Origin of the sequence: Promicromonospora vindobonensis, from assembly GCF_042685865.1 — a bacterium.
In the GTDB taxonomy this organism is placed as follows: Bacteria; Actinomycetota; Actinomycetes; order Actinomycetales; family Cellulomonadaceae; genus Promicromonospora; species Promicromonospora vindobonensis.
In genome coordinates this window covers 2,535,108-2,547,169 of record NZ_JBHUOG010000001.1, presented here as the reverse complement: position 1 = coordinate 2,547,169, position 12,062 = coordinate 2,535,108, and the positions used below count along the sequence as shown (strand labels likewise).

The window sequence follows — 12,062 nt, the reverse complement described above, 5'->3', positions numbered from 1 at the left end:
GAATGTGCTGGACTCCGCGCACGCCGAGGCGCATCGTGACGGAGCACGAGCCCGACGAAGGGAAGCAGTCGAATGACGTTCTGGATCTGCCGCACGTGCGGCGTGGAACATGAGTCCCGAACCGACGTGTGCGCCATCTGCGCCGACGAGCGCCAGTGGGTCCCCGCCGACGGGCAGCGCTGGACCACGCTGGAGGAGCTCGCGGCCAGGGGGCAGAGCATCGAGGTCCGGGAGCTGGAGCCCGACCTGTTCGGCCTCAGGACCGTGCCGGACGTCGGCATCGGCCCCACCGCGAAGATCGTCCGGACCCCGCACGGGAACCTGATGTTCGACGTGCCCGGCTACCTCGACGACGCCGCCGTGACCGCCGTGCAGGACCTCGGCGGCCTCGCGTACATCGTGGCGAGCCACCCCCACATGTACGGCGTCCAGGTCGAGTGGAGCCGCCGCCTCGGCCAGGTACCCATCCTGGTCAGCGAAGCCGACACGGACTGGCTCGCCCGGACCGACACCGCCGTCGAACCATGGAAGGGCGACCGCGAGATCCTGCCCGGCATCACCCTGAGCCAGCCCGGCGGACACTTCCCCGGCTCCTGCGTCGCGCACTGGGCCTCCGGCGCCTCCGGCAAGGGCGTCCTGCTCAGCGGCGACACGATCTTCGCCAACCCCGACCGCACCTCGGTCTCCTTCATGCGCAGCTACCCCAACCGGATCCCGCTGTCCGGGCCCGTGGTCCAGCGGGTCGCCCACCACGTGGCACGGTTCGCGTTCGACCGGCTCTACAACAACTTCGACGGCGTCATCCCGACCGACGCCCGCGCCGTCGTCCTGCGCTCCGCAGAACGGCACGCCGCCTGGACCAGGGGCGACTTCGACCACCTGACCTGACCCCACGGCGCGGGCCAGGCCGGTGGCAACGAGAGGAACCGCGGCACACGGCTGCCCCGGGATGTGGGAGTCTCGACCCCGTGACCTCCACTCTGCCGGCCTCGCTGGTCGGCCCAGCGCGTCTGACCGCCGCCTTTCTCGTGTCGGCCTCGGCGATCCTGCTCTTCGCCATCCACATCCGACCGGTCGCGTACCTGCCGCTGGTGGTGGGCATCGCGCTTGGCCTGTGGGTCGACCGCGCCCTGGGCCGCGACCTGGCGCTGATCGGCGTCGGCCTGGGGATCATCTCGATGATCTCGCTCGAGGCGGACCTGTCCGACGCCGGGATGCTGCGCTTCACGCTCGCGCTCGGCGGGTCGGTGCTCGTGCCCTGGGCCCTGTCCCGGTTCGTGCTGAAGCAGGACACCATCCAGTTCCCGGTGCTGACCGGGCGCCGTTGGACGCGCGGGCAGTGGGTCTATCTCGCCGCCGTCGTTGCCCTGGGGTACGTGCTGCTGCCGTTCTACTTCCTGGGCTCTGGCGCGTACCTGAACTGGCCGGACCTCGACGGGTCGCAGGACATCTGGCGCCTGTTCGTGGGCGTGAACGCCGTGGGCATCTGGGACGAGCTGTTCTTCATCTGCATCGTGTTCGCCCTGCTGTGCAAGCACTTCCCGATGTGGCAGGCGAACCTGCTGCAGTCGATGATCTTCGTGTCGTTCCTGTGGGAGCTCGGCTACCGCGAGTGGGGCCCGCTGCTCACCATCCCGTTCGCGCTCGTCCAGGGCTGGATCTTCGCGAAGTTCAAGTCGCTCAGCTATGTCGTCGCAGTGCACCTGCTGTTCGACGCCGTCGTGTTCGCCGTCCTGGTGCACGGCCACCACCCGGAGCTGTTCGACATCTTCGTCACCGCACCCTGACCCGTCCGGCCCGGTTACGAACCGGACCCGTCGTTGGAACCCGGGCCGCCGATGGCCGCGAGCACGTCGCGGACCTTCTCCACCTCGACGCGGATGGCGTCGGCCTCGGCCTGGGCCAGCGCCTTCGCCTCGGCGTCCTCGCCCTCGGTGATCTCCTCGTCGGCCGGCTGCAGCCCGCCGTAGTGGTGCTCGACGAGCGCGGCGAGCAGCGCGATGTCGAAGTCCTGCGCGTGGAGCGCAGCGATCCCGTTCACCTGCTCGTCGGTGAGCATGCCGTGGTTCCCGCCCTCGTGCGAGTGCGCGCTGGCGCCCGACCGGGGGCCGCTGCCGTCGTCGGGCAGCTCGGTGTCCAGACCGTCCTCGGCCAGCGCGAGCGCCTCCCGGCCCGCCGTCGGCACCGGGATGTCACGCGCCTCGAGCCAGTCGGCGAGCTCGCGGACGCGGCCGGCTGAAGCCTCGCCGACCTCGACCGCCAGGGCGAGCACCTCGTCGTCGGTGGACCGGCCCGGAGCGAGCGCCGTCAGCTGGACCGCCTGCGCGTTGTGCTCGATCGCCACGGCGGCATAGGCGGCGTCCGCGTCCGAGTACCCCGCGGCCTCCTGCTTGGCCGGGACCAGCACACCGAGCCACAGCAGCAGGGCCAGCACGACGGCGAGCCCGCCGGCGAGCACGGCCCCCATGAGCCGGAGCCGGCGGTGCAGCCCGTACTCAGGCGCCGTCCCCTCCGGCTCAGGCACGCTGCCCGACGGCGGGGTGGTCTCCTCGGTCGTCGAGTCCTGGGGCGTCATGTCCGGGAGGTTCCCATACAAACCCATGGGAACGCCAGGCCCCGGTCGTGAGCCACGGACAAGCCGCCGTTGCCGGTCGGACCGGATCCGGGGGGTGCCGAAGGCCCACCGGTATGGATACCGATGGGCCCCCGGATGGTCGCTGCCATCCCGTCGAGCTATGGCGTCAGCCCCGGAACGACTCCTGCATCTGCGGGTTGAGCGACTTCTGGCGCACCTTCTCGGCCTTCCCGTCGATCGAGTCGTCGATGTCGAACGTGTCGAAGCCGATGCCCAGGTCGTTCGAGTAGGCGTACCCGTTGTAGTAGTACGTCGACCAGCTACCACCGCTGCTCAGACCCTCGCCGCGGTCGAACCAGGCGACCTCGCGGGGGTTTGCCGAGTCGGTGAAGTCGAACACCGAGACACCACCCTGGTACCAGGCCTGGACCATGAGGTCCTTGCCCTTGACCGGGATCAGCGAACCGTTGTGCGCCACGCAGTTCTCCGCGGCGGTGTTGATCCGGGGGATCTTGTAGTAGGACGCGAACTCGAGCTCCGTCTTGCCGTGGCGCGTGCGCTCGATGTCGTAGATCCCGTTGGCGCCCAGCTCCGGTGCGAACTCATCGGTGCAGGTCGCGAGACCGCCGCCGCCGAGCTCGTCGGTGAAGACCACCTTGGTGGCGTCGTTGTTGAACGTGGCCGAGTGCCAGAACGCGAAGTTCTCCGTGTCCCGCACCTGGCTGATCACGCGGGGGCGCTCACGGTCCTTGATGTCCATCAGGATGCCGTCGCCCATGCACGCACCGGCGGCCAGGTCGTACTCGGCGTAGGTGGTGATGTCGTGGCAGCCGCTCGTGGTGGAGGCGCGGCGGGAGGGGTCACCCTCGTAGCCACCGTCCGGGAAGAGGTTCGGCGCGGCGACCAGTTCGGCCGACGCCGGGTTCTTCACCGGGATCTTCACGATCGAGATGATGTCGTGCGGGGGCTGGCAGTCCGGAAAGGTGGCACTCGGCGAGTACGACGACACGTACGCGTAGACCGTCCGGCCGTTCTTCGACGGGGCAAGGGAGTGCGTGTGCGAACCACAGTTGGTCTCGACGGACTGGACGTACTCCGGCTCCAGCGGGTTGGAGATGTCCCAGACCTTGATGCCCTCCCACGCCTCCTTCTTGGTGGCATCCATCGTCGTCGACTCGCACGAGTCGTCGCTGCGCGACGAGTCCGTCGACAGCACGAGGACGTTCTTGTAGACGGAGATGTCGTTCTGCGCGCCGGGGCAGGAGACCTGGACCACCTGCTCGGGGTTCTCCTTGTCCGACAGGTCGTAGACGGTGAAGCCGTCGTAGTTGCCGGCGAACGCGTACTTGCCCTGGAACGCGATGTCCGAGCCTGTGCCCTTCAGTGCGCCGTTCTTGGGCTGGTTGCTCAGGTGGGTCATGTTCCAGGACTCAACCTCGCCTGGTGGTACGTCCGGTTCGGCGGCCGATGCCGCCACGGGGCCTGCGAGTGCCACAGCCGCCGCAGCGAAGAACGCTGTCAGGGCGACGCCGGTGGCACCCCGGGCGCGAGATCGAGTAAAGGTTGGACGACGCACGGGCGTCACACCTCCTAGGTCGGTTGAGGAAGTGTCACTCACAGGAACCTCTCAGCACTAGACTTTTGGTGACTTTTTACACAGCGGTGACAATTGCCCCAAGCGACACAACACTGCCCGACGGCGGCGGACCCCTCCGTACGGAAGGCACCTCGTCGCCGTCGGGCAGCTTGCGCAGACGCGTCAGCGGCCGAACGGTTCCTGCATCTGCGGGTTGAGCGACCCCAGCCGTACGTCCTCGGCACGGCGGTCGATCGAGTCGTCGATCTCGAAGGTGTCGAAGCCGATCGCCAGATCGTTGGAGTACGCATAGCCGTTGTAGTAGTAGGTGGACCAGGTGCCGCCGTCGCTGACGCCCTCGCCACGGTCGAACCAGGCGAGCTCACGCGGGTTGCTGGAGTCGGTGAAGTCGAAGACCGAGACGCCGCCCTGGTACCAGGACTGCACCATCAGGTCCTTGCCCTTGACCGGGATCAGCGAACCGTTGTGCGCCACACAGTTCTCGTTCTCCGTGTTGGTCCGCGGAATCTTGTAGTACGACTTGAAGGCGAGCTCCTTCTTGCCGAACCACTTGCGCTTGATGTCGTAGATGCCGTTGGCGCCGAGCGTCGGGCCGAACTCGTCGGTGCACGTGGCCAGACCACCACCGCCGAGCTCGTCGGTGAACACGACCTTGGTGGCATCGTTGTTGAACGTGGCCGAGTGCCAGAAGGCGAAGTTCTCCGTGTCCCTCGCCCTGCTGATCACCCGAGGGCGCTCCCGGTTCGAGATGTCCATCAGGATGCCGTCGCCCATGCACGCACCGGCAGCCAGGTCGTACTTGGCGTAGGTGGTGATGTCGTGGCAACCCGTGGTCTCGGTGTACGAGCCGCGGTCGTCACCCTCGTAGCCGCCGTCCGGGAACAGGTTCGGCGTCGAGACGATGCGCGCCGACTCCGGCGTACGGAGCGGGACCTTCACGATCGAGATCGTGTCGTGGGGCGGCTGGCAGTCCGGGTACGTCTCCGACGGGAAGTACGAGGAGACGTACACGTACAGGTCCCACTTGTTCTTGGACGGGACCAGAGAGTGCGTGTGCGAACCACAGCTCGTCTCGACGGACTGGACGTACTCCGGCTCCAGCGGGTTGGAGATGTCCCAGACCTTGATGCCCTCCCAGGCTTCCTTGTTCGTCGCTTCAAGCGACGTCGACTCGCACGAGTCGTCGCTGCGCGACGAGTCCGTCGACAGCACCAGGACGTTCTTGTAGACCGAGATGTCGTTCTGGCCGCCCGGGCAGGACACCTGGACGACCTGCTCGGGATTCTCGGGATCGGAGAGGTCGTAGACGGTGAACCCGTCGTAGTTGCCCGCGAACGCGTACTTGCCCTGGAACGCGATGTCGGAGCCGGTGCTCAGCAGCGCGCCGTTCTTGGGCTGGTTACTCAGGTGGGTGATCTTCGACGACTCGGTCTCGCCCGGAGGAACGTCCGCTTCGACCGCGGACGACGATGCCGACGTCGTGGTGTCGAGTGCGGCCTCGCCGTCGTCCGGCGTGGCCAGGCTCGGTGCCGCGAGAGCGAATGTTCCCGCCGTAAGAGCCGCCGCGAGGGCGGCAGCAGCGGCGCCCCGCACATGCGATCGGGTAAAGGTTGGACGGCGCAATGGCGTCACACCTCCTTGGTAGGGTCCATCGCGAGTGTCGTACATCACACCAATTCGACGCCAGTTGCGAGTCAAGAATTTACACAGCAGTGACAAGCCGCCTGGGAGGATCTTCGCGTGGAGACAGAGATCGAGACCGGTTCCCCGAAGGTCCAGCGACGCGGTTCGGCACGCCGGCGTCGTGCCGCCGAGCACCGGTCTCTGCCGCCGCGAGCGGCCGCGTTCAGCCTGGTCATCCTCGTGCCGCTCACGCTCGGCCTGGCTGGGTGCACCGGGTCGGACGAGGAGCCGGAAGCCGTCTCGACGCCCAGCTCCGTCGTGCTGCAACCCGGCAAACCGGGGGAGAAGGCCGAGACGATCGCGCCTGAGGACTACCAGGGAGCGCCCGCCCAGGCGCCGTTCTCAAAGGCCGACGCCGGGTTCTTGAGCGACATGATCCTGCACCACGGGCAGGCGACCGAGATGGCCGGCCTGGTCCCGGAACGCAGCGGTTCCGAGCAGGTGAAGAAGTTCGCGGCCCGCATCGACGTCGTACAGGACAGCGAGATCGACCTCATGTCCGGCTGGCTCGAGGAGAACGACTACCCCGTGCCGCTCGACGTCGAGGGCGGGGACGGCTCCGGCCCGCGGGCGCCGGAGCACGGGCACGACGCCGAAGACATGCCGGGGATGCTGACCGACGTCGAGATGGCGTCACTCGAGAAGGCGTCCGGAGCCGAGTTCGACCGCCTCTTCCTCGAGGGCATGATCAAGCACCACGAGGGCGCGCTGACCATGTGCGAGGAGGTCGCAGGCTCGGGCAGCGAGGAACGTGTCATCGAGCTGGCGACCAACATCGCCGCCGATCAGATGGCCGAGATCGACCGGATGGCCACCATGCTCGCCGAGCTGTGACCATCCGGCCGCCGGGGCGGAGCGGTGTGCTCTGCCCCGGCGGTCGTTCCGATCAGGCGCGGCGCCTGTTCAGCAGGATCAGGCCGGCGAGCACCGCCAGCAGACCGAGTGCCGCCGCGAGGATCACGCTGACGCCGATGGGGCCGGCCGGGGAGCCGTCCACCTCGGTACGGAGCTGGCCGGTCCCGGCGGAAAGCTGCTCGGTGCCGGACGCCACCTCGGTGGTGCCGGACGCGAGCTTCGCGGAACCGTCGGCGAGCTGCTGGGTGCCGTCGGCCAGGTCCGTGGCGCCCGCCGCCAGCGTCTGAGTGCCGTCGTCGAGGGCACCCGTGCCCTGGACAAGGGTCCGGGTGCCCTGCCGGGCGTCCTTGAGCCCGTCGCGGACCTTGACCGACCCATCGGCCAGACGCTGGGACTTCTCGACCTTCGGGACCACGCGGTCGCGCACCTCGATGATGCCGCCCACCAGCTGCCCGGATCCGTCGTGCAGCTGCGCCGAACCCTCGACCAGCTGTCCTGAGCCGTCATGCAGCTGCCTGACACCGGAGACGAGCCCCGGGGTCTTCGACGCCAGAGCGGCGTTGCCGTCGGCAACCTGGGTGGCGCCGGAGAGAAGTTCCGGCAGCCGACCCTTGAGCTGACCGGCACCAGACGCCAGCTCAGCGCTCCCCGAGGCCGCACGCTCGGCGCCCGCGACAAGTTCGGCGCTGCCCTGGTAGGCCGTCCCGACGCCCGCCACGTACTGCTGAATCCCGGGGGCGAGCTGCCCGACACCGGCCTGTAGCTGCGCGCTGCCGACCTTGACCCGCTCCGAACCGGCAACAAGAGCCGGCACCTTGTCGGCGAGGGTGCCGACACCACCGGCTACCAGCTGAGCACCACCGGCCACCTCGGCAGATCCCTTTGCGACGGACGCCGAGCCACTCGCGACGGCCGATGCCCCGTCCGCCAAGGTGCCCAACGAACCGCCGAGTCCGGTCGCTCCGGCCTGAGCCTCACCCGCCCCGACGGCCAGGTCGTCGGCGCCAGCAGCGAGGCTGCCGGCTGACAACGCGAGCGCCTCGAGCTGCTGCTTGAGTGCCGGATCCACAGCGTCCCCGGCAAGGTCGGTCAGGTTCTGCTGGAGGGCAAGGTTCCCGCCCTGGACCTGCTTCGCGCCTGAAACAAGTCCGCCGAGCTTCGCGGCCAGGTTGTCTGCGCCGGCCTTTGCCGCGCCCGCGCCATCAGCCACGGGAGCGGCCCCGGCGGCAACGTCCTTGGCCCCCGCCGCTGCCTTGACTGCTCCCTGCGCGAGCGTCGGCGCCACGGAGTCGAGCTGGTGAACGCCGACCGACAACTGATCGGCGCCCGCGTCCAGGTCTGCAGCACCTGCGGCCAGCGCTCCAGCCCCCGACTCGACCGTACTGGTCCCACCCAGTAGATCGTCATTCTTCGCGGCGAGCTGTGACAGCCCACCGTTGAGCTTCTGGTTGCCGGCGAATACCTTGGCGGACCCGTCTGCGAGCTTCTTCGCCCCGTGAACCAGTTCTGGGGCCTTGCCGTTCAACGTCACAACGCCCGCCTGCACCAGCGCCGACCCGCCCGCCAGCCGCTCGGCCCCGTCGGCCAGTTCGGGCGCCGCGGCGTTCAGGTCGCCGAGGCCCTGGTTCAGCCGCTTCGAGCCGTCATTCAGCTGCTTCGACCCGTCGTTCAGCTTGGTCGATCCGGCCGTGAGCAGCAGCGACGCGTCGGCGAGGTCGGAGACGTCCACGGCGGTCTCCGCGGTGCCGTCCGCGATCTTCTTGGCTCCGTCGTGCAGCTTGATCACGCCCGCACGCAGCTCACCGGCGCCGGAGTCGAGCTGCCCGGCACCGTCCGCGAGCTTCTCGACCCCCGGCACCACGCTGCCCTGGACGCCAGTGTTGAGCTCCGTGGCTCCGGCGCTGAGGTCGCCGACGCCCGAGACCAGGTCGGCCTGGACGCCGTCGTTCAGCTCACCGGCGCCGTCGGCCAGCCGGTCCGCGCCGGACGCGACCTCGCCCTGGAACAGGAGCATGAAGGCCGTGGCCACGATCGCACCGATGAGCAGGAGGGCCACACCTACTGCCATCAGGATCGTCGGTGCTGGACCTGGCTGTGCTGCTCGGGATGCATGCAACTGCGTCATCGGTTCGCCTCTCGCTCCGCGGGCGTCATCGCCCCGCGAAAAAGTTGTCCGACCGGCGCCACTGCCCGCCGGGCTCGCCGCCGTTGGCGAGCGCGAAGCCCGTCATCGCGGGCGTCTGCGCTGAAGGTACCGGCGGTTGGCGCCCTGCGGAACGCTTCTACTGATCACAACTCAGTAAAGCGGAGAAGATCACCCGCAGACGTAGATCGGTGGAAAGCGTTAGCCCAACCGGGCGTCGACCGCTTCGGCCGAGAACCGGTCGTCCACGGCGACCCGCGCCAGCCCGATGAGCACGGCGTCAGGACCCAGCGCGGCGGGCCGGATCCGCAGCCGCGCGGTGGCCCGTGGTTGCGCCCCCGCATACACGCCGGCACGGATCCCTGCGATCATGGTCGGCACTGCCAGCTCACCGGCCACCACGAGGTCGGCCGGGTTCAGCAGCCCGATCATCACGGCCAGCACTCGACCGATCAGCCCGGCGGCCCGGTCCAGCTCCGCCGTCACGAGGGGATCCCCGCGCTCGGCGAGCGCACGCAGCTCGGTGAGCGATCCGACGTCGGACCCCGCGGCCCTCAGGCGCCGCAGCAGCGCCGCGCCGCCGGCCTCCGCGGCGAGGCACCCGCGCCGACCGCACCGGCAGACGGCGTCACCGCCTACGTCGACGTGCCCGATGTCGCCGGCCCCGCCGTCGGTCCCACGGTAGGTCTGACCGTCGATGACGAGCCCCGCTCCGAGGAACCCGGACACCTTGACCAGCACGAACGGCTGCGGCCTACCGGAGCGGCGGGCGCCCAGCTCGGTGAACTCGCCGTAGGCCATCGCGTCGGCGTCGTTCTCGAGGTGCACCGGCACGTCGAACCGTTCGCGCACGGCCTCGACGACGGGCCATCCGCCCCAGCCCGGCATCACCGGCGGATCGGACAGCCGGTGGTCGTGCGGGTCGACCGGTCCCGGCACGGACAGCGCTACGCCGCCGACGGCGGACGGCTTGATCCCGGCGCCGGCCAGCAGCGCGTCGAACCCGTCGAGCAGCTGCGGCACGACGGCGTCCGGCCCGGCCGCGAGGTCAGCCGCCAGGGAGGCCCGCGCCAGGAGCGCCCCGTGGGGGTCGACGACGGCGAGCTCCACCGTGGCCGACGTCTGCCCCTCCGGTCCCCGCACGGCCACGGAATCAGGTCCGTCGCCCAGCTCGAGCGCCCCCACCAGCACCAGCGAGTCGGTCGGGTCGAAGACGAACCGCTCGGATCGCCGTCCGCCGGTAGCCCCGGCGTCTCCCGCCGCGCGGATGATCCCGGCCGCCGCGAGGGCGTCCAGCCGTTGTGCCACCGTGACTCGTGACAGCCCCGTCACCTCGAGCACCTGGGTGCGCGTGGTCGCTCGTCCGCTCCGGACGAGCTGCAGGATCTCACCCGCGCCAGCTGCCACCGTGTCCTCAGCTCTCCTCCGGCCCGACCAGCCTGTGCTCGCTAACCCTTGTCGGCACCGGCGGTCAGTCCCTCGGTGAGGGCCCGCTCGGCCACCCCGTACAGAATCACGATCGGCACCGTGAGGAGGACACTGCCCGCCATGAGGACCGTTTTCGACACCTCCTGGCCGTCGGCGAGCCTGGTCAGCCCGAGCGACACCGTCCACAGGTCCTGCTTGGCCGACAGGAACAGGAGGGCGAACAGGAACTCGTTCCACGCGATCATGAACGAGTACAGCGCGGTCGACATGATGGTCGGCAGCGCGAGCGGCACCGTGATGCGAGTCAGGATCTGGAAGCGGGAGGCGCCGTCGATGACCGCCGCCTCGTCGATCGACTCTGGGATGCCCGCGAGGTAGTTGCGCAGCATGTGCACCGAGACGGGCACCGTCAGGGCGATGTAGGCGATCACGAGGCCGACCAGGGACGATCCGAGCCCCAGCACCTGGAACCCGACGAAGACCGGCACCGCGATGATGATCGTCGGGAACAGGTAGACGGCCAGGAACAGCCAGGAGACCTGCGAGCGCCCGGCGAACCGAAGGCGCGTCAGCGCGTACGACGCCGGGACCACGAGCGCGACGGTCAGTGCGGACGCCGACACCGCGACGATCGCGGAGTTGCGCATGAAGCGCGCGAATCCGTAGCCGCCGTCCTCCTCCGACCTGAGCACCTCGACGTAGGTCTCGGTGGTGATCCGCTCGAGCGCCGGCAGTACGCGCAACGGCTCGCGCAGCAGGTCGTCGATGCGCACGAAGCTCAGCGACAACATGTAGAGGAAGGGGACCACTGTCACCACCACGAGCGCCGCGATCACGACGACGCGCAGCACCCGCAGCACGCTGGTCTGGGCGGATACGGCACTCATCGCGCCTCCCTCTGCTTTGCCGTGAGACGCAGGTAGATCGCGAGCGCCACGCCGAGGAACACGGCCATCACGGCAGCGGTCGCGCTCGCGCCTCCGATGTCGCTCGATCCGGTGAGCTGCTCGAACACCCGCACCGACGCCACCTGGGTGCCGGCGGCGCCACCGGTGAGGAGGTAGACGTCCTCGAACTCGTTGAAGGACATCACCATGCGGAACAGCACGAGCAGCGCGACCGTGGGCAGCAGCTGGGGCAGCACCACGAACCAGAACTTCTGCAGCGGTGTCGCGCCGTCGACCACCGCGGCCTCCTCGATCTCGCGGCTGAGGCCCGTCAGGGCCGCGCCGAGAAACATGAATGCGAACGGGAAGTACCGCCAGATGTCGTAGACGATGACGGTGAGGAGCGCCGTGGGCGCCGACGTGAGGAAGTTGACCGGGTGCTCCCAGCCGAGCACCTGCGTGCCGAAGGCGTTGACCACGCCGTACTGCGGGTTCAGTGCCACCTGCCACACGAAGGTGGTGGCCACGACCGGCGCGACGTACGGGAGCAGCATCACCGCACGCAGCGGGGCCCGGAACCGGAACCGGTCCCGGAAGGCGAGCGCCGCCACCAGACCCACCGTGATCGAGCCGACGGTGGTGGCGACCGAGTACTCGACGGTCGTGAGCAGCGCCTGCCAGAACGCGGGCGCGGTGAGCACGTCCGCGTAGTTGTCGAGCGTGAGCTCGTTGAACAGCCCGTTGCGCGCCACGTCCACGTACCGCGCGTCCTGGAAGGACAGCACCACGGTCCACACGATCGGGACCACGATGATCGCTGCCACCACCAGCACCACCGGTGCGACGAGTGTGATCCCGGCCCGGCTCTCGACCCGCCGCAGCGTCGACGCCATA

The 12,062-nt window shown here is 69.1% G+C and carries 10 protein-coding genes; 3 read left to right on the top strand and 7 right to left on the bottom strand.

Going from position 1 to position 12,062, the window contains the following annotated elements:
• The first annotated feature begins 72 nt into the window (after nucleotides 1-72).
• Nucleotides 73-888 (top strand): hydrolase, encoded by an 816-nt coding sequence (locus ACFS27_RS11500; protein ID WP_377183010.1) that lies wholly within the window; start codon nucleotides 73-75, stop codon nucleotides 886-888.
• An 80-nt stretch (nucleotides 889-968) separates the two neighbouring features.
• Entirely contained in the window at nucleotides 969-1,787 is an 819-nt protein-coding gene (locus ACFS27_RS11495) for a CPBP family glutamic-type intramembrane protease (protein WP_377183008.1), read from the top strand.
• Between the two features lie 14 nt (nucleotides 1,788-1,801).
• Here ACFS27_RS11495 and ACFS27_RS11490 read toward each other — a convergent pair whose 3' ends face one another.
• From ACFS27_RS11490 to ACFS27_RS11480, 3 genes are all read right to left on the bottom strand, one after another.
• Nucleotides 1,802-2,575 carry a DUF305 domain-containing protein gene (locus ACFS27_RS11490; protein ID WP_377183006.1) on the bottom strand — a complete coding sequence of 258 codons (774 nt, stop codon included), beginning with the start codon at nucleotides 2,573-2,575 and terminating at the stop codon, nucleotides 1,802-1,804.
• Nucleotides 2,576-2,741: 166 nt separating this feature from the next.
• Complete coding sequence (locus ACFS27_RS11485) at nucleotides 2,742-3,995, bottom strand: LVIVD repeat-containing protein (protein WP_377183004.1); 1,254 nt, start codon at nucleotides 3,993-3,995, stop codon at nucleotides 2,742-2,744.
• A gap of 339 nt (nucleotides 3,996-4,334) precedes the next feature.
• Nucleotides 4,335-5,765, bottom strand: coding sequence for an LVIVD repeat-containing protein (locus ACFS27_RS11480; protein WP_377183002.1), 1,431 nt, complete (start codon nucleotides 5,763-5,765; stop codon nucleotides 4,335-4,337).
• Nucleotides 5,766-5,912: 147 nt separating this feature from the next.
• Between ACFS27_RS11480 and ACFS27_RS11475 the strand changes: the two genes are divergently transcribed.
• Nucleotides 5,913-6,689 (top strand): DUF305 domain-containing protein, encoded by a 777-nt coding sequence (locus ACFS27_RS11475; RefSeq protein WP_377183000.1) that lies wholly within the window; start codon nucleotides 5,913-5,915, stop codon nucleotides 6,687-6,689.
• Nucleotides 6,690-6,741: 52 nt separating this feature from the next.
• Here the strand turns inward: ACFS27_RS11475 and ACFS27_RS11470 are convergent, their stop codons facing one another.
• The 4 genes from ACFS27_RS11470 to ACFS27_RS11455 form a co-directional block, all read right to left on the bottom strand.
• Entirely contained in the window at nucleotides 6,742-8,778 is a 2,037-nt protein-coding gene (locus tag ACFS27_RS11470; RefSeq protein WP_377182998.1) for a hypothetical protein, read from the bottom strand.
• A 276-nt stretch (nucleotides 8,779-9,054) separates the two neighbouring features.
• The gene (locus ACFS27_RS11465; protein ID WP_377182996.1) at nucleotides 9,055-10,260 is read right to left on the bottom strand and encodes an ROK family protein; all 1,206 of its coding nucleotides are present in this window, start codon (nucleotides 10,258-10,260) and stop codon (nucleotides 9,055-9,057) included.
• Between the two features lie 41 nt (nucleotides 10,261-10,301).
• Entirely contained in the window at nucleotides 10,302-11,168 is an 867-nt protein-coding gene (locus ACFS27_RS11460; RefSeq protein ID WP_377182994.1) for a carbohydrate ABC transporter permease, read from the bottom strand.
• Entirely contained in the window at nucleotides 11,165-12,061 is an 897-nt protein-coding gene (locus ACFS27_RS11455; protein WP_377182992.1) for a carbohydrate ABC transporter permease, read from the bottom strand. Before ACFS27_RS11455 ends, ACFS27_RS11460 begins: the two co-directional genes overlap by 4 nt.
• Nucleotide 12,062 lies beyond the last annotated feature (1 nt).